General features: G+C 41.1%; 16 protein-coding genes. 15 read left to right on the top strand and 1 reads right to left on the bottom strand.

All coding sequences use genetic code 11. The features are described from left to right. Positions 1–746: 746 nt before the first annotated feature. From CUS89_RS11830 to tkt, 9 genes are all read left to right on the top strand, one after another. Positions 747–2231 (top strand): BglG family transcription antiterminator, encoded by a 1485-nt coding sequence (locus CUS89_RS11830; RefSeq protein WP_104872274.1) that lies wholly within the window; start codon positions 747–749, stop codon positions 2229–2231. Then, positions 2221–2631: a PTS sugar transporter subunit IIA gene (locus CUS89_RS11825; RefSeq protein ID WP_104872273.1), complete on the top strand. Its 411-nt coding sequence runs from the start codon at positions 2221–2223 to the stop codon at positions 2629–2631. The genes CUS89_RS11830 and CUS89_RS11825 overlap by 11 nt, the downstream gene beginning before the upstream one ends. Before the next feature lie 30 nt (positions 2632–2661). After that, positions 2662–2973 carry a PTS fructose transporter subunit IIB gene (locus CUS89_RS11820; RefSeq protein ID WP_019722933.1) on the top strand — a complete coding sequence of 104 codons (312 nt, stop codon included), beginning with the start codon at positions 2662–2664 and terminating at the stop codon, positions 2971–2973. A 15-nt stretch (positions 2974–2988) separates the two neighbouring features. Further along, the gene (locus CUS89_RS11815; RefSeq protein ID WP_034690833.1) at positions 2989–3438 is read left to right on the top strand and encodes a fructose PTS transporter subunit IIA; all 450 of its coding nucleotides are present in this window, start codon (positions 2989–2991) and stop codon (positions 3436–3438) included. Between the two features lie 20 nt (positions 3439–3458). After that, positions 3459–3773 carry a PTS fructose transporter subunit IIB gene (locus tag CUS89_RS11810; protein WP_010734014.1) on the top strand — a complete coding sequence of 105 codons (315 nt, stop codon included), beginning with the start codon at positions 3459–3461 and terminating at the stop codon, positions 3771–3773. 22 nt (positions 3774–3795) lie between these two features. Beyond that, the gene (locus CUS89_RS11805) at positions 3796–4896 is read left to right on the top strand and encodes a PTS fructose transporter subunit IIC (protein WP_104872272.1); all 1101 of its coding nucleotides are present in this window, start codon (positions 3796–3798) and stop codon (positions 4894–4896) included. 31 nt (positions 4897–4927) lie between these two features. After that, positions 4928–5581, top strand: coding sequence for a fructose-6-phosphate aldolase (fsa, locus tag CUS89_RS11800; protein ID WP_074800904.1), 654 nt, complete (start codon positions 4928–4930; stop codon positions 5579–5581). Further along, positions 5582–6271: a D-allulose 6-phosphate 3-epimerase gene (alsE, locus tag CUS89_RS11795; RefSeq protein WP_104872271.1), complete on the top strand. Its 690-nt coding sequence runs from the start codon at positions 5582–5584 to the stop codon at positions 6269–6271. Between the two features lie 269 nt (positions 6272–6540). Beyond that, entirely contained in the window at positions 6541–8535 is a 1995-nt protein-coding gene (tkt, locus tag CUS89_RS11790) for a transketolase (RefSeq protein WP_104872270.1), read from the top strand. Positions 8536–8661: 126 nt separating this feature from the next. Here tkt and CUS89_RS11785 read toward each other — a convergent pair whose 3' ends face one another. Next, a complete protein-coding gene (locus tag CUS89_RS11785) occupies positions 8662–9813 on the bottom strand; it encodes an ROK family transcriptional regulator (RefSeq protein WP_065096613.1) in 1152 nt (383 codons plus the stop codon). Between the two features lie 258 nt (positions 9814–10071). On the opposite strand from CUS89_RS11785, the gene xylA reads away from it, so the two are divergent. The 6 genes from xylA (at position 10072) to xylB (ending at position 18309) form a co-directional block, all read left to right on the top strand. Then, positions 10072–11379: a xylose isomerase gene (gene xylA, locus CUS89_RS11780; protein ID WP_104872269.1), complete on the top strand. Its 1308-nt coding sequence runs from the start codon at positions 10072–10074 to the stop codon at positions 11377–11379. Between the two features lie 102 nt (positions 11380–11481). Continuing rightward, the gene (locus tag CUS89_RS11775) at positions 11482–13098 is read left to right on the top strand and encodes a glycoside hydrolase family 43 protein (protein ID WP_104872268.1); all 1617 of its coding nucleotides are present in this window, start codon (positions 11482–11484) and stop codon (positions 13096–13098) included. A 40-nt stretch (positions 13099–13138) separates the two neighbouring features. Beyond that, a complete protein-coding gene (locus CUS89_RS11770; RefSeq protein WP_104872267.1) occupies positions 13139–14650 on the top strand; it encodes a sugar ABC transporter ATP-binding protein in 1512 nt (503 codons plus the stop codon). Between the two features lie 41 nt (positions 14651–14691). Further along, the gene (locus CUS89_RS11765; RefSeq protein ID WP_023520548.1) at positions 14692–15657 is read left to right on the top strand and encodes an ABC transporter permease; all 966 of its coding nucleotides are present in this window, start codon (positions 14692–14694) and stop codon (positions 15655–15657) included. 25 nt (positions 15658–15682) lie between these two features. Further along, positions 15683–16732: a sugar ABC transporter substrate-binding protein gene (locus CUS89_RS11760; protein WP_065096610.1), complete on the top strand. Its 1050-nt coding sequence runs from the start codon at positions 15683–15685 to the stop codon at positions 16730–16732. A gap of 92 nt (positions 16733–16824) precedes the next feature. Further along, positions 16825–18309, top strand: coding sequence for a xylulokinase (gene xylB, locus CUS89_RS11755; protein ID WP_104872266.1), 1485 nt, complete (start codon positions 16825–16827; stop codon positions 18307–18309). Positions 18310–18314: the final 5 nt, after the last annotated feature.

The raw sequence follows: 18314 nt of genomic DNA, 5'->3' as shown, positions 1-18314 counted from the left end.
TCAAAAAATTGAGGTGGGACGGAAGTTTTTACTCTCAATAAATAAGGTGATATCCATGAAAATCATTGGAATTTTTATGGATGTCGCCTTATTTGCATAGAAGCTATCTCTATAACAGTTTGTTTATCCGATAGTAAAGACATTACGTGATTTGTGTATCCACTTGTTTAACTTATTTGTTAATCATGGATGTGGTAAGAAAGTTATCTTATTTAATAGTGATAGTTATTTTAAGGCTATGAGGTTGTTCAAGTGGTTTAAGTTGGAATCACGAGTAAATCAAGACAATTGAGGGGAATAAAATCTCTTATCAAAAATATTTCAAAAGGATATTTATGATGTTCGCTTTAAAATTGATGTCCAAAATGTTATGTTTTCATATAGTTATCTTTAGTATCAAAAAATGTAACTATTTAGTTGTTAAAAAAGCTGACCTTCAACGGTAAGCTGAAAAATCAAAAAATATGGAAAGCTATTTTCTGATTTCCCATCTTACTGCTCAGGTCAAAACGCTTTTCTCACAACCTATGATAAACGGTGTTCGAAAGCCAGCTCCTTCAATAGTAAGTCGAAACGTGAAAAAATATGGAAAGCTATTTTCCCACGTTCCGCCTTACTATTCGGAGCTGAACGGCTTTCTCACAACCTTGTGTAACCGAATACATTTTGTCCGCTGCAAGGGACATTATGTAGTGAAGCAGAATAAAAAAAATCGCTTATGATAAAGATACAGGGGGGATAGAGCTATGACTAGTCAAATGGATCGAGGGAATAAATTAACGCTTCTTTTATCAAAGCAAAGAGATTATGTTACTGCTGAAGTGTTGGCAGAGTTAATGAGTACCTCTACCAAGACGGTCTACCGCTTGGTTAAAAAAATAAATGACGAATTTCCGAATGGGCCACTGATTTTGTCTGAAAAGGGTCGGGGGTACAAACTTGATTATGAAAAATATATTGCACAGACGAACCAAACAATTGTGTCTTCTGTGGAAGTTCTACCGTCAGAACGGCAAAATAATGTGATGGAAGAATTATTATTATCCTCGCCTAAAGCACTAAAAGTCATTGATTTGTATCAAACCTATTATGTTGGTGATTCAGCGATCGCGAATGATGAAAAAATCATTGCGGAACGGATTTCAGCGTATGATCTGCAATTGATCCGCAAAAATCGGACATTAGCCATTGAAGGAAAGGAAGAAAATATCCGCCGAGCAATCACTGAATTGATTCAGCGATTGAATATTTTCGATATTGATGAAATCGCTTTATCGGATGAATTTGCGTTTAATCGTTACGATGCGAATTTTGTCATCGAACAGATCAAGCTGATTGAAAAGAAATTAAATGGCACGATTCCTTACCCATATAATATCAATATTTTCTCCCATCTATACATTGCGGTACGCCGCGCAAGAAAAACGAATTATCAAGCCACTGGAGAAAAATTAACGATGGAACAATTACAAGTTTTAGATAATGAATCTTTGATTCGCGATATTGCCATCGAAGTGATCCGCCAAGTGGAAGTGTATTTGAAAACGAAATTACCAGTAAGTGAGATCTACTATCTCTATCAATATTTACTTTCTTCCAGAACGGATAATAACCAAGCTAAAACGCAAACGTTTACAGAAGAAGTGTTGGAGATTACTTCTTATTATTTGTACCAAGTTGGTGAGAAGCTGAATCTCAATGTAGCGAATGAGATGATTTTTACAGATCTTGCTAATCATATTAAACCCTTGATCAATCGATTGCGTCATCAAATCAGAGTGAAAAATAGTTTGTTGGATCAAATCCAATTAACGTATGAAACGATTTTTAATACTGTCGCTGAAGTGTCAGAACAGGTGAGTCAAACGTTTCAGTTACCAACGATCACACCTGATGAGATCGGGTTTATCACTTTGTATTTTGCACGAATGATCGAGACGCACCAATTTCCGATCCAAACACTGATCATGTGTACAACGGGCGTAGGGACTTCTGAATTATTGAAGGTGAAGTTAGCCAAAAAATTTCCTGAACTAGAGATCGTGGATGTGATCAGCACTAAAAATTATCAATCGGTGTTAGAAAAGACGCCAGGAATCGAGTTGATTTTAACGACAGTTGGGTTGAAAGAAGCGTTTCCTGTTCAATCTTTGATCGTTAGTGCGATGTTGACCGCTGATGATCAGTCAAGAATCCAAAAGAAAATTGAGGATATTTATCATGATAGATAATTTCATAGAAACATTCGATCAGATTGCATTAACGTCAAAGGCAGAAACCTATGAATGGATCAGCCAACAAGTCTTTCCTGCTTCAAAAGAAGAGGCACAAGCGATCCAACAGGCATTGTTTCAACGAGAAGCGGCAGGAGATATCCAAATCGAGGAAGGCGTGATTTTGCCTCATCTTGAACATCCAGCACTAGCCAAAACACAGGTCTGGGTGATTCGTCCCCAACAGCCAATTACTGAATGGTCGGAACGAATCTTACAAGTGGAATTGATCATCGTTGTCTTACTAGCAGAAAACGAAACAGTAGCAGTCAAACGTCCGCTGGCTGATTTTATGCGAAAACTGGCTGATCCGGACTATCTAGATGACTTGAAAGCTGGTAATTTCACAGAACGATAAAAATACTATCAAAAATTGGAGGAACCAATAATGAAAATCGTTGGAGTAGCAGCATGTACAGTGGGTATCGCCCATACGTATATCGCACAAGAAAAATTAGAGAATGCAGCAAAAAAAGCGGGTCATGAGATCCATGTCGAAACTCAAGGAACGATTGGCATTGAAAATGAATTGCCACAAGAAGCAATTGATCAAGCCGATATCGTGATTTTAGCAGTGGATGTCAAGATTAGTGGACGTGAACGTTTCGAAGGAAAGAAAATCATCCAAGTGCCGACAGAAATCGCGGTAAAATCACCAAACAAATTAATCGAAAAAGCAATGGAAGTTGTCAGTAACTAACGAGGAGTGAGGAAAATGGAGATCAAAGAAATCATTGATCCAACAATCATCAAAACGAACTTAGACGGGAAAACGAAAGATGAGGTCTTGTATGAATTAGCCAATCGCTTGTATGAACAAGAATACATTACGGATGTCGAAGCATTTGTGAAAGATATTTATTTGCGAGAAGCTCAAGGTCAAACAGGGATCGGTAATTATATCGCTATCCCACATGGAAAAAGTGCGTATGTGAAAAAAGTAGGTGTGGCGATCGGGGTGACTGAAAATGAAATCCCTTGGGAAACATTAGATGGTAAGGGCGTGAAAGGCATCATCTTGTTTGCAGTCGGAGATGATACGGAAGGTGCGCAAAAACATTTGAAATTATTGTCCTTATTTGCCCGTAAGCTAGGAAATGATGAAGTAGTGGAACGTTTGATTGCGGCAAGAGAAATCGATGAAGTAGTCGCTGCATTTGGCTAAAGAGTGAGGAGGAAGAAAAAATGAAAATTGTTGGAGTAGCAGCATGTACGGTAGGTATCGCCCATACGTACATTGCGCAAGAAAAGTTGGAAAATGCCGCAAAAAAGGCCGGGCATGAGATCCATGTGGAAACACAAGGAACGATCGGGATCGAAAATGAATTGACGGCAGAGCAAATCAGTCAAGCAGATGTCGTGATTTTAGCTGTGGATGTCAAAATCAGTGGACGTGAACGTTTTGAAGGAAAACGAATCGTTCAAGTACCGACAGAAGTCGCTGTAAAATCACCAAGTAAGTTGATTGAAAAAGTAGAAGAAGTAGTTGTGCAACAATAATTACCAGAATGGGGGAGACAAAATGGAGGCAATTAAAAGGTTAAATTTAAAAGGACATTTATTGACAGCGATTTCATATCTGATTCCAATCGTATGTGGTGCCGGATTCTTGATTGCGATCGGCATGGCATTTGGCGGAACAAGTCAAGGAACACTTGTACAAGGCGAGTTTTCGATTTGGGATGCGTTAGCAACAATGGGTGGCGCAGGTTTAGGATTATTACCAGTTGTGATCGCTACTGGGATTTCTTATTCTATTGCAGCTAAACCAGGGATCGCACCAGGATTCATTATTGGTTTAACAGCAAATGCAATTGGTGCTGGTTTTATCGGGGGGATTTTAGGTGGTTACTTAGCAGGGTATCTGGTTTTAGGTATTTTAAAACATGTCAAAGTACCAAAATGGGCAAAAGGATTGATGCCAACATTGATTATTCCATTTATTGCTTCAATTGTTGGTGGCTTAGTCATGGTTTATATCATTGGAGCGCCAATCGCAGCATTAACGCTATTATTAACGAATTTCTTAGATGGATTAGGCAATTCTTCCTTATTGATTTTTGGTGGTGTGATCGGTTTGTTAAGTGGGATCGACTACGGTGGACCAATCAACAAAACCGTATTTGCCTTTGTGTTGACGATGCAAGCAGAAGGGTTGAATGGTCCGATCACCGCATTGCAATTAGTCAATACAGCCACACCGATCGGCTTTGGTTTAGCTTATTTTATCGCCAAAATGTTCCGCAAGAATATCTATACAAAAGTGGAAGTAGAGACATTGAAATCAGCCGTACCAATGGGTGTCATCAATATCGTTGAAGGTGTGATTCCTTTAGTTATGAATGATATCGTACGTGGTGTAGTTGCAACAGCAATCGGTGGATTTGCTGGTGGAGCAACAACGATGATCTTAGGTGCGGATGCAACAGTTCCTTTCGGTGGTGTCTTGATGATCCCAACGATGTCTCGACCATGGGCAGGTGTGATCGCGATCTTAGTGAACGTCTTAGTTACAGCCGTCGTTTTAGCTGTAATCAAAAAGAACGTGCCGGAAGAAGAAATGGACTTAGTAGTAGAGAAAGAGGAAGAAGATATCAGTTTAGATGATATTCAGATTTTTTAAAATAAGTGCGTAAAAAAGAGGGGCAAAATCGATGAAATTTTTTCTAGATACAGCAGATGTAACAGCAATCAAAAAAATCAATGCGCTAGGTTTAGTCGATGGGGTGACAACTAATCCGACGATCATTGCCAAAGAAGGACGCGTGTTTGAAGAAGTCATCAAAGAAATCTGTTCGATCGTTGATGGACCTGTTTCAGCAGAAGTGACTAGTTTGGAAGCAGACGGCATGGTCGCAGAAGCGAAAGAAATCGTCCAATGGGCGGAAAACATCGTGATCAAGATCCCTATGACAGAAGAAGGATTGAAAGCGACGAACGAATTATCTAAATTGGGGATCAAGACCAATGTCACATTGATTTTCTCTGTGGCACAAGGGTTACTAGCAGCAAAAGCAGGTGCTACATTTATTTCACCATTTTTAGGTCGATTAGACGATACCGGAACGAGCGGGATCGAACTTGTCGCAAAACTCCGTGAAGTACTAGATACTTACGGGTTTTCTACAGAAATCATTGCAGCAAGTGTCCGCAATTCGGAACATGTGGAAAAAGCGAGTTTAGTTGGCGCACACATTGCCACTGTACCGCCATCATTGTACCAAACGTTGTGGAGCCATCCGTTGACAGATAAAGGAATTGCTCAATTCATGGCGGACTGGGAAAGCTTTCAAGGAGGGAACAAATAAATGGGAAAAGTGGAATTTTCACCTTCATTGATGACGATGGACTTGGATAAGTTCAAAGAACAAATCGAATTTTTAAATGATCATGTCGATTCTTACCATATCGATATCATGGATGGTCATTATGTACCAAATATCACGTTATCTCCATGGTTCATTGATGAGGTACGCAAAATCAGTAATCTACCGATGTCTGCGCACTTAATGGTCAAAGACCAAAGTTTTTGGGTGAATCAATTAATCGACCAAAAGTGTGAATGGATCTGTATGCACGCCGAATTATTAGATGGTTTAGCTTTTCGCTTGATCGATCAAATCCATGATGCAGGGTTAAAAGCTGGCGTCGTCTTGAACCCAGAAACACCGATCGAAGCCATCTTCCCATACATCGAATTGGTCGATAAAATCACGATCATGACAATCGATCCAGGATTTGCTGGACAACGGTTTATTGAAAGTACACTGGATAAAATCGTTGCTTTACGCGAACTACGCGAAGAAAAAGGATATAACTATGTGATTGAAATGGACGGCTCTTCCAACCGTAAATCCTTCAAACGAATCGATGCAGCAGGACCAGATATTTATATCGTCGGTCGCAGTGGCTTGTTTGGCTTAGATGAAAAAATCGAGAAGTCATGGGAAATCATGAAAACCGATTATGAAGAAATGACTGGGAAAACGATCGGGTAAGAGAAGGTCGTGAGAAAGCCGGTCAGCTCCGAATAGTAAGGCGGAACGTGGGAAAATAGCTTCACATATTTTTTCACGTTTCGACTTACTATTGAAGGAGTTGGCTTTCGAACGCCGTTTATCTAGGTTGTGAAAGGAGCGGTCACCATTGAGTAATAAGACAGGAAAATCGAGAATGCCTCATTCATTTTTGATTCTTCTGTCTTATTTTCAAAGTGAAATTTAAAGTATGGACATTATTTTATAGGAACGAACAAGGAGGAATTATATTGTTTGATAAAGTAGATCAGCTTGGTGTGCATACGATCCGTACATTGAGTGTCGATGCAGTACAAAAAGCAAATTCAGGACATCCGGGGTTACCAATGGGTGCCGCGCCAATGGCTTATGCCCTTTGGACGAAACACTTGAAAGTGAATCCGAAAACTTCTAAAAACTGGGCAGACCGTGACCGTTTTGTCTTATCAGCGGGACATGGTTCAGCGATGTTGTACAGCTTGTTACACTTAGCAGGGTATCAAGTGACGATCGATGACTTGAAACAATTCCGTCAATGGGATTCAAAAACGCCAGGACACCCTGAGGTCAATCATACGGACGGCGTCGAAGCAACGACCGGTCCGTTAGGTCAAGGGATCGCAATGGCTGTGGGAATGGCAATGGCAGAAGCGCATCTAGCGGCGACCTACAACAAAGAGCAGTTCAACGTCGTTGATCATTATACGTATGCGTTATGTGGTGATGGCGACTTGATGGAAGGTGTGTCACAAGAAGCAAGTTCGATGGCTGGTCATATGAAACTTGGTAAATTGATCGTTTTATACGATTCAAACGATATTTCTTTAGACGGACCAACCTCAAAAGCCTTCACTGAAAATGTTGGCGCACGCTATGAAGCTTACGGTTGGCAACATCTCTTGGTCAAAGACGGCAATGATTTAGAAGCCATCTCAAAAGCAATCGAAGAAGCGAAAGCCGAAACAGACAAACCGACATTGATCGAAGTAAAAACAGTCATCGGATTTGGTGCTCCAAATCAAGGAACTTCTGCGGTCCATGGCGCACCACTTGGCTTAGAAGGCATTCAAAAAGCCAAAGAGATCTATGGTTGGGAATACCCTGACTTTGCCGTACCAGAAGAAGTAGCGGAACGTTTCCGTCAAACGATGGTTGAAGAAGGTGAAAAAGCTGAAAATGCTTGGCGTGAGCTGTTCGCAGCATACAAAGCAGCGTATCCAGAATTAGCGCAACAATTCGAAGATGCGTTTGCTGGGAAATTACCAGAGAATTGGGATGCAGAGCTTCCAACATACGACGAAGGCGAAAGTCAAGCCAGTCGTGTCTCAAGTAAAGAGATGATCCAAGCATTATCAAAAGCGATCCCAAGTTTCTGGGGTGGTTCTGCCGATCTATCCGGCTCAAACAACACGATGGTCACAGCCGACAAAGACTTCACGCCTGAACACTATGAAGGCCGCAACATTTGGTTTGGTGTTCGTGAGTTTGCGATGGCATCAGCGATGAACGGGATCCAATTACATGGCGGTACACGCATCTATGGAGGGACATTCTTTGTCTTTGTCGATTACTTGCGACCAGCTGTACGTTTAGCAGCGATCCAAAATACGCCAGTCATTTATGTCTTGACCCACGATTCTGTAGCAGTTGGTGAAGATGGTCCGACGCATGAGCCAGTGGAACAATTGGCTTCGGTTAGAAGTATGCCAGGTGTCCATGTCTTACGTCCAGCGGACGGGAACGAAACTCGTGCGGCATGGAAAGTAGCGATGGAATCCACAGATACGCCAACGATCTTAGTCTTGAGTCGTCAAAATCTACCAGTTCTTCCAACAACGAAAGAAGTGGCAGATGACATGGTCAAAAAAGGTGCTTACGTCTTGTCTCCTGCCAAAGGGGAACAACCAGAAGGAATCTTGATCGCGACAGGTTCAGAAGTGGATCTAGCTGTCAAAGCGCAAAAAGTATTGGCGGAACAAGGGAAAGATGTTTCAGTGGTTTCAATGCCAAGTTTTGATTTGTTCGAACAACAATCCGCGGAATATCAAGAAAGCGTCTTGCCAAAAGCAGTGACGAAGCGTGTTGCAATCGAAATGGCTGCTTCATTTGGCTGGGAGCGCTATACAGGGACAGCAGGGGCAATCATTGCGATCGATCGTTTCGGCGCGAGCGCACCTGGGGAAACGATCATCCAAAATTATCAGTTTACAGTGGAACATGTTGTTGAAGTGTTTGATCAATTGTAGAAGGTATTTTTGTTCTTTTACTATTTAAAATTTCAAGTTAAAGATACGAGTACTTTATTTAGATAAAATCTGCCAAACTGGAATTCAATGATTTCCGGTTTGGCAGATTTTTTTATTGATTCATGATTATTTTAATTTCAGGTGTTTGATTTCTAAAAAGTGTTGGAGGTTTAAGACCAATCCTCCTAGCAGTGTCGCTTTTTCGTTCAAGGAGCTGTTGCGGACGACTAATTGATTCGAAAAATGATTGTGCAGATTGCCTTTTAACTGTTCGATCATATCAGGTATTTCGCGATAAAGTGAGCTATTCAAAATAATGATCGATGGGTCATAATGGGCGATCAAGTTGTTGATACCGATCGTCAAGTAGTTGATATTTTCCTCCACGACTTGTAGGGCATCACGATCTTGGTTTTGAACATATTCTCGAAGGATGATGGCATTGACATAGTCCAACTTTTTTTTCTGAGCAAATCGATCGTAGCAGACTTTATTGGCAGCGTACATTTCCAAACAACCTCGGTTGCCACAGCGACATTCCTTACCGTCCATCACGATGATCTGATGACCGATTTCACCAGCAAAACCATGGGCACCAACCTCTAAATTCCCATTTTTGACGATTCCTGCACCAATGCCGCTGTGCATATTGATACTGACAAGATTTTCCGAATCTGAGGTAAAGCTATATTCGCCTAAGGCTGCAAGATTTGCTTCATTTTCTAAATAGACAGGATAGTCTCTCAGTTTTTCAGCTATTTTGCGAAAAGGAATGTGATCGAAATTGTAATGAGGGCCAAAAATCGGCTCACCATGGTAGACAGGGCCATGAACGGCTATTGCTACCCCAATAATCCCATATTCTGTCGTCGGAAGATGTTGTTCAAATAACGTGAAGATTTCTGAAAGATATAGATGGATGGCTTCCTCATCTAATGTGATTGGCTTTTTTTGGATATGTTGGATCTCTTCCCCATCTAGATAAGTAAGGAGACCATGGATGTAATTATAGCCGATGTCAATGGAAATAGAGAGGCCAGCCTTTCCATTGTATTGAAGAATGATTGGCTTACGTCCGCCGACATTACTAGATTCTCCAATGCCAGTCTCAATGACTAGTTGGTCATCGATCAATTTTTTTACAATGGAGGACACAGTTGCCTTTGTTAGTCCAGTTATGGCTGAAAGCTCTGCACGAGAAAGAGCGGGTTGATTCATAATCAATTCTAAACAGAGAGACTCATTTGGGCTCCGTCGAGTATACGTTGGATTTTTCAAAGTAAATCACTTCCTATTCATTATGTAATGAGGATACGTTCTAAAGTATACTGGTAATCTCATTATTTTTCTAGTTATTTATCTATTGCTATTTCGTTTTGTAAAGTAAATAAATTAACTTCATTCGACTATAAATGCTTTGATAATAATAAAAAAATAACTTGACTATAATTATGAAAGCGTATACTATATGCTTGTTAAGTTAGTTTGTTAGGTGAACTAACTAATATAGAATGAATAAACTAGGAGGAATATGATATGAGCTTTTTTCCACAAATAGAAAAAATCCAATATGAAGGAACAACGACAACCAATCCCTTTGCTTTTCGCCATTTCAATCCAGAAGAGGTAGTTGCTGGTCAAACGATGAAGGAGCATTTACGATTTGCTGTTGCTTACTGGCATACCATGACACAAGATGGCAGTGACCCGTTTGGTTCGCCAGTCAATCAAAGAACTTGGCTAGGTGCAAATGAAATGGAAACTGCAAAAAATCGAGTGGCGGCCTTTTTTGAGATTTTAGAAAAACTAGGTGTCGAATATTTTTGCTTCCATGATGTCGATATTGCACCTGAAGGGAATAGTTTAGAAGAATTCTATGCAAACTTAGATGAAATCACCGATTTGATCAAGGAACAGATGGAGCGTACGGGAATCAAACTACTTTGGAATACGGCGAATATGTTCAGCCACCCACGCTACGTGAATGGTGCGGCTTCAACGAATCATGCGGATGTCTTTGCCTATGCTGCTGCTCAAGTCAAAAAAGGCTTAGATATCTCAAAAAAACTCAACGGTCAAAATTATGTCTTCTGGGGTGGTCGTGAAGGATACGAAACGTTGTTGAATACGGATATGGCGTTTGAGCAAGATAATATTGCACGTTTGTTCAAAATGGCGATCGCCTATAGTGAAAAAATCGGTCATACGCCACAATTCTTGATTGAACCAAAACCAATGGAGCCAAGTAAACATCAATATGATTTTGATGCCGCAACGGCTTTACAATTTATCCAAAAATATGGTTTACAAGAGAAATTCAAACTGAATCTAGAGGCTAATCATGCCACGTTAGCTGGGCATACGTTTGAGCATGAGATCGAAGTAGCACGGATCAACAACGCGCTAGGTTCACTAGATGCGAACCAAGGGGATGTGTTGCTTGGTTGGGATACTGATGAGTTTCCAACGAACGTCTATGATGTCACGTTGGCCATGTACGGTGTCTTAGAAAATGGCGGTATCGCACCAGGAGGAATCAATTTTGATTCGAAAGTCCGTCGTTCAAGTTTTGCCATGGAAGATCTATTCTTAGCGCATATCGCAGGGATGGATACCTTTGCTAGAGGGTTGAAGGCAGCGGCGAAATTAAAAGAGGATCGCTTCTTCGATACCTTAAAAGAGAAACGCTATGCTACTTTCCAAGAGGGTATTGGGGAATCCATTGTCAACGACAAGGAAGATTTGGAAAGTTTGACTGACTATGCAATGAAGTTGAAAGATATCGAGCTGGAATCAAGTCATATCGAATATGTCAAATCTTGTTTGAATGATTATTTAGTTTAATCCAACTTATGGAGAGTCTCTTTCAGTTAGCTAAGGATAGATGTCACTGACTCGATTGGATGGTTGAAAGGGATTCTCCTAAAAAATAGAGTGAGGTGTACGATGAAAATTAAAAATCCAGTATTAACAGGTTTTCATGCTGATCCGTCTATTGTGCGTGTGGGAGAAACATATTACATTGCCAACTCTACGTTTGAATGGTTTCCAGGCGTTCAGATCTATGAGTCGCAGGACTTGATGAATTGGCGTTTAGTGGCACGTCCATTGGCTTCTGTCGAGATGTTGGATATGAAGGGCAATGAAGATTCAGGAGGAATTTGGGCGCCCGATCTCTCTTATGCAGATGGGAAATTTTGGTTAGTTTATACCGATGTCAAAGTGGTCAATGGGGCGTTCAAAGATTGTACGAATTATTTGACTACCGCAGAAAAAATCACTGGTCCATGGAGTCAACCGATCCGATTGAACGGTGTCGGTTTCGATGCTTCTCTTTTTCATGATGACGATGGCCGCAAATACCTAGTTCAAATGGAATGGGATCATCGCGAATACCATCATCCATTTAACGGGATCAAATGCACCGAATATTCAGTAGAAGAGCAACGTCTACTTCCGGAAACAGGTAAGATCATTTGGAAAGGAACTGACGTGAAATTAGTGGAAGGGCCTCATCTGTATAAGTTATTTGGTTATTATTATTTGTTTTGTGCAGAAGGTGGCACCGTCTATACGCACCAAGAAGTGGTGGCACGGTCAAAAACTTTAGAAGGAGTTTTTGAAAGCCAAGCAGAGACCTTTCTAACTGCCTATGACTCTCCAGAAAATCCACTGCAAAAATGCGGGCATGGTGCATTAGTCGATACACCAGAAGGCGAATGGTATTTTGCCCATTTGACTGGTCGACCGTGGCATCATAAAAACGAATCCATCCATGATCCTCGTGGCTGGTGTACATTAGGCAGAGAAACAGCGATTCAAAAGGTGATATGGTCTAAAGAATTGTGGCCAGAAATCGTTGGTGGAAAGCAAGGTAGCTTGGAGGTGGAAGCACCTAAAGGAGTGACACCCCACCCTTATGAAAAACTGCCAGAAAGGACTAACTTCGAACAAAGCGAACTGCCACCACAATTTCAAACAGTACGTGTCCCTTTTACGAAGGACATCGGCATCTTGAAAGATGGAAAACTGACATTGAGAGGCGCTGGAAGCTTAGCGAATACACATGGGAACTCATTAGTTGCTAGACGTTGGCAAGCATTTGAGTTTGAAGCAGAAACTGCCTTGAGCTACTCACCAACGACCTTCCAACAAATGGCAGGGCTGACGAATTATTATAATTCGCAACATTGGTCGATGATCCAAGTGACTTGGCACGAAGAAAAAGGCCGTGTCATTGAACTCACTGAGAATAATCAAGGCGTATTAAAAAGTTATTTGCAGGAACAGGTCATTCCAATTCCAGAGGATGTAACAGTTGTTTATTTCAAAACGATCGTCAGAAGAGAAACTTACACATATGCTTATTCGTTTGACGGAAAAACATGGATCGAATTAGCGATCCAGTTAGACGCAAAAGTACTATCCGATGAATATGTCAACCAAACCCATGGTGGATTTTTTACGGGTGCGTTTGTGGGAATGGTCAACGTCGATTACTCAGGATATGATTTGCCAGCTGTTTTTGATTATTTTGATTATCGGGAAAAGCAAAGTGAATAGGACAGTGTGGTCGCTTCAGGAGTAAGAGGGGAGATCTTTCATGGAAAAAGAACGTTTATTTTCAATGTCTAATATTGAAAAAAGTTTTGGCCCTGTCCACGTCTTGAAAAAAGCAAGACTAGAGATAAATAAAGGCGAGATCCATGCTTTTATGGGAGAAAACGGAGCCGGTAAGTCTACTTTAATGAACATTCTTGCTGGATTGATCGATAAGGACGAAGGAGAAATCATATTTGAAGGGAAAGAAATCCCTAAAATGACTCCTGACTTCGCACAAGAATTAGGAATTGCCTTTGTTCATCAAGAATTGAATCTCGCAGAAGATTTGTCTGTGGCAGAAAATATCTTTATTGGTCGTTTGCCCTATAAGAATAAGGCGCTAGGAATTGTTGACTTCAAAAAATTATATGAAGACACGCAACAATGGCTGAATCTAGTAGGATCTGCGATTTCTCCTACTACACTTGTTGCTTCGTTGTCTACAGCCAATAAACAATTAGTTGAAATTGCCAGAGCGCTTAGTTTGAACGCCAAAGTGATCATTTTTGATGAGCCGACGACTTCTTTGTCTGAAAAAGATGTCGAAGTTTTGTTTATTATCATTCGCAGATTGAAGGAAAAAGGTGTATCGAGTATTTACATCTCCCATCGGATGAAAGAGATCTTTGAATTAGGTGAACGAATCACGATCATGCGTGATGGAGAGTATATCTTGACCGATGAAGTGAAAAACTTGTCTGAAGAAGCGATCATCGCTCGCTTAGTTGGGCGAGAAATCAACGATCTGTATCCGAAACAACCTACCCAATTAGGAGAAACTTACTTACAAGTTTTGAACCTTTCTGATTCTTTCGGGCGGGTGAAAAATGTCAGCTTCCAGGCAAGACGAGGGGAAGTATTGGGCTTTGCGGGGTTAGTAGGAAGCGGTCGAACAGAAACGATGCGACTGATTTTCGGTGCGGATCGTGCAAAATCTGGTGAAATCAAATTGGCGAACCAGCCGGTAGTGATCAAGTCACCGGTGGATGCGATTCGTCAAGGAATCGGGTTATTAACGGAAGACCGTAAACATCAAGGCTTGTTTCTTGGTCTCTCGATCCAAGACAATATCACGATAACGAATCTAGGTGGATTTGTATTAAAACATGAATCACTTAATCAAACGGCTCATCAGTTTGTACAAGACGTGAAGATCAAGATCAGCGATATTGCACGTCCAGTTGCCAGTCTCTCTGGTGGGAATCAGCAAAAAGTCGTTTTAGCAAAGTGGTTGAATACAACAAATCAAGTATATATTTTTGATGAACCGACAAAAGGTATTGATGTGGGGGCAAAATCAGAAATCTATACGATCATCAACGAGTTGGCACGCCAAGGGAAAACGATTTTGATCGTCTCTTCAGAAATCCCTGAATTATTAGGGATCTGCGATCGAATCCATGTTTTTCGTGAAGGTGAGATTACAGGAGAAGTCGTCGTCGCTGAGTATCAGGACAGAAAAGATGAGGCGCAAGAATTGGTTATGACCTATGCTACGCTTAATGAGCATTAACGATTCTTCGGTTAGAGGATATGTAAACAAAGGAGAGAACGATGGAAAAACGAAACAAGTTAACGATCAAGTCACTTTTTATGAACTACTCTGTTTATTTAGTGTTAATTGCTTTAGTCCTATATTTTTCAATTGCAAATGCGAATTTTTTGAGCACGTTCAATATTGAAAATTTCTTCCAACAAATTCCGCCGGTAGGTATTTTAACTGTTGCTTATGCGATGATTTTGATTTGCGGTTATGTGGATCTATCAATTGGTTATGTCGGAATGGCGTCAGGAATGCTCGGGTTATATGCGGCAAATCAAGGAATGCCTGCGCCAGTCGTTGTGCTTCTGGCATTATTGACAGGGGCAATGTTAGGCGCAGTGAATGCTTTGTTGATCAAGAAATTTGATTTACCTTCATTTATTTTGACGTTAGGAACAAGTTATGTCATCAAAGGAATGCTCGGCTTTTTCACAGATGAACAATTTATCGGTTCCGAAAATGAGTGGTTCAATCGGTTAGCGAAAACGCCGATCGGTACGGATATGTTCAAAAGCAATGCCTTGATTTTTTTAATTATCATCATTGTATTTGCTTTTATAATGAAAAATACTCGGCTGGGAAGATATACCTATGTGGTAGGGTCAAATCAAGAAGCTGCCAGATTATCCGGTATCGATACGGATAAACATATCATCAAGATGTTTATGATTGAAGGAATGTTAGCAGCCATCGCTGGTTTGTTGATTGTTTCAAATTTAAATGGTGGCGCTTCCAAAGATGCGAATGGCTTAGACTTGTTCGCGATGGCGGCAGCGATCATGGGTGGTACGTCATTTAGCGGTGGCATCGGCACGATTGGCGGAGCGGTAGCAGGTATCTTAACCTTACAAGTATTTAAAAATGGCTTGACATTGATGGGGGTAAATTCATTTTTACAAGATACAGTCACTGGCTTAGTCATTATTTTAGCAATCATCATTGATTATTTGAAACGTCGAGCAAGTCGTCAGTCATAATTACAATCTAAGGAGTGAAAAGACCATGTTAAAAAAATCATTTTGGGTCATTAGTATGTTCGTTGCGTTATTATTAGTTGGTACAGGCTGTAGTACGAGTGATTCTGCGGATGCAGATAGTGAAAAGACCTTGTATTTCATTCCAATCGTAGACACTGGGGCTTATTGGAACCCCATGAAAAAAGGAGCAGAGGATGCGGCACAAGAATTGGGCTATACATTGGTCACAAAAACATCTCCTTCTGCTGAACCAAGTAAGAAAGAGAAACATATCGGCTTTATCAGAGAAGCAGTTGCCAAAAACGTAGCAGGAATTGCCATTGCACCGATTGAGAAAAAAGCGTTTGTTGATCCAATCAAAGCAGCCATGGATAAAAATATTCCAGTCATCACCTTTGATGCCGATTTAGAAAATCCTGAAGATCGGACAGCTTACGTAGGTACAGACAATGTCTCAGCTGGAAAAGAATTAGGGTTACGTGCTGCTGAAGAAATGAAGGCAAAAGGCATTACCGGTGGTTCGATCGCCATCGTTTGTGTGGATGTTGCACAACCAACTATGATCGATCGTGAAAAAGGACTGAAAGAAGGTTTTGCAGAGATCTATGGAAAAGATGCTGAGAACTTTAAGTTTTTAGCGACGATACAAGACAATGATCAACCATCAGAATCTAAAAAACAATTAGAAGGTTACATTGCGGCGAATAGAGACTTAGTCACTGTCTTTTCATTAGGTTCAGAAGGGCCGAATGTTGGTGTGATGAGTGCGTTAGAATCTCAAGGAAAAGCAGGACAAGTGCTTCATTATGGATTTGATTATACGGACACTTGGTTAGGCGGAGTAGCGGATGAACGAATCACAGCGATCGTTGACCAAGATGCGTACCAAATCGGCTATCAAGTGATCGAGAATTTAGTGAAAGCAATCGACGGTGAAACAATTGACGCAACAATTCCGATCGATGTCAACTATGTGTTAGCGGAAGAGTTAGAAGAGTATGGAAAAGAAAAAAGTAAAGTGAAAACAGACTCAGTAGAAGATTCTTCAGTAGAAAGCACAGAAGAAACAGAATAAAAAGCGTATGTAATCAGTGGAAAGGAACAGGCGGTGTCTTGATGGAACGGACTGTTTCTTTCGCTTGTTTTTGTCGGAAAGGAGAACGATTCATGTATGTATTAGGTTTAGATCTAGGAACAAGTGCCTTGAAGGGCCTAGTGTTTGATCGAAAAGGAAAGTTAGTGGCAGAAGCAGTTGCTTCTTACCCTATGAGCAATCTACAGATGGGGTATAGCGAGCAACAACCGGCGGATTGGCTCAAAGCAGCAGATCAAATATTGAAAGAATTATTAGGGGAAGTGACTGATCTTAAAGATGAATTGGCAGGCATCAGTTTTTCTGGACAGATGCACAGCTTAGTTCTTTTGGATGAAGCAGATCAAGTTGTAAGACCAGCTATTTTATGGAATGATGTTCGTACGACACCACAATGTCAACGAATCACTGAAAAAATGGGAGATAAGTTGTTACAGCACACGAAAAACAAAGCGTTAGAAGGATTTACACTACCGAAAATCTTATGGGTGCAAGAACACGAACCAGCGAGTTGGGAAAAGGTCAAACACATTCAATTACCGAAAGATTATTTACGATTCTGGTTGACTGGTTCGTATCATATGGACGATTCAGATGCGGCTGGCACACTACTGCTGAATCAAGAAACGAAGCAGTGGGACGAAGAAATCTTAGAAGAATTTGGGATTGATCCAGCCATCTTACCTCCTTTAGTGGCTTCTACTGAAGTGGTGGGGACATTGAAAGACGAGTTAAAAGAAAGATATGGCTTTACCAAGCCAGTCAAAGTGATTGCAGGCGGTGCCGACAATGCCTGTGGCGCTGTTGGCGCTGGTATTTTAGAAGAAGGTCTGGGATTATGTTCCATCGGTACAAGCGGAGTATTCCTTCGATACGAAAAGAATGTGGATAGAGACTATCAAGGGAAGCTCCATCTCTTCCAACATGCCTCAGGTGCCGCGTATTCCATGGGTGTGACCTTAGCTGCTGGCGACAGCTTGAGTTGGTTCAAACAGCGCTTTGCTCCTGATCGTTCATTCAGCGAGTTGCTATCAGAAATCGGAAGTGTTGATGCAGGCAGTAATGGCTTATTGTTCACTCCTTATATCGTAGGGGAACGGACGCCTTACAGTGATAGTCAAATCAGAGGAAGCTTTATTGGGATAGATACGCAACACGAGTTGAAACATTTTACCCGTAGCGTGCTAGAAGGGATCACCTTCTCTCTGAAGGACTCCCAAGAAATCATGGAAGAGATGACTCAACAAAAAATCGAAACAATCGTATCAGTCGGTGGCGGCGCAAAAAATCAGACGTGGCTCCAAATGCAAGCGGACATTTTCAATCGACCGATCGTTACTTTAACCACCGAACAAGGACCTGGGCTTGGCGCCGCTATGTTAGCAGCAGTAGGCTGTGACTGGTTTACTGATTTGAACGAATGTGCAAGTGTTTTTGTTTCCTACCAATCCCCTGTGCAACCGAACCCGCAACAAGTAGAAGTTTACCAAAAGGTGTATGCGCGTTATCGTAAAGTATACGAATGTACAAAGGAAATTTGTCACATGTATGAAAAATAATAAAC

The organism is Enterococcus mundtii (assembly GCF_002947535.1).
In the GTDB taxonomy this organism is placed as follows: domain Bacteria; phylum Bacillota; class Bacilli; order Lactobacillales; family Enterococcaceae; genus Enterococcus_B; species Enterococcus_B mundtii_B.
This window is presented reverse-complemented; position numbering and strand designations above follow the sequence as displayed.

Coding starts and splice junctions, on each gene's coding strand:
- CUS89_RS11830 (WP_104872274.1), top strand. CDS start 747: ATGACTAGTCAAATGGATCGAGGGAATAAATTAACGCTTCTTTTATCA.
- CUS89_RS11825 (WP_104872273.1), top strand. CDS start 2,221: ATGATAGATAATTTCATAGAAACATTCGATCAGATTGCATTAACGTCA.
- CUS89_RS11820 (WP_019722933.1), top strand. CDS start 2,662: ATGAAAATCGTTGGAGTAGCAGCATGTACAGTGGGTATCGCCCATACG.
- CUS89_RS11815 (WP_034690833.1), top strand. CDS start 2,989: ATGGAGATCAAAGAAATCATTGATCCAACAATCATCAAAACGAACTTA.
- CUS89_RS11810 (WP_010734014.1), top strand. CDS start 3,459: ATGAAAATTGTTGGAGTAGCAGCATGTACGGTAGGTATCGCCCATACG.
- CUS89_RS11805 (WP_104872272.1), top strand. CDS start 3,796: ATGGAGGCAATTAAAAGGTTAAATTTAAAAGGACATTTATTGACAGCG.
- fsa (WP_074800904.1), top strand. CDS start 4,928: ATGAAATTTTTTCTAGATACAGCAGATGTAACAGCAATCAAAAAAATC.
- alsE (WP_104872271.1), top strand. CDS start 5,582: ATGGGAAAAGTGGAATTTTCACCTTCATTGATGACGATGGACTTGGAT.
- xylA (WP_104872269.1), top strand. CDS start 10,072: ATGAGCTTTTTTCCACAAATAGAAAAAATCCAATATGAAGGAACAACG.
- CUS89_RS11775 (WP_104872268.1), top strand. CDS start 11,482: ATGAAAATTAAAAATCCAGTATTAACAGGTTTTCATGCTGATCCGTCT.
- CUS89_RS11770 (WP_104872267.1), top strand. CDS start 13,139: ATGGAAAAAGAACGTTTATTTTCAATGTCTAATATTGAAAAAAGTTTT.
- CUS89_RS11765 (WP_023520548.1), top strand. CDS start 14,692: ATGGAAAAACGAAACAAGTTAACGATCAAGTCACTTTTTATGAACTAC.
- CUS89_RS11760 (WP_065096610.1), top strand. CDS start 15,683: ATGTTAAAAAAATCATTTTGGGTCATTAGTATGTTCGTTGCGTTATTA.
- xylB (WP_104872266.1), top strand. CDS start 16,825: ATGTATGTATTAGGTTTAGATCTAGGAACAAGTGCCTTGAAGGGCCTA.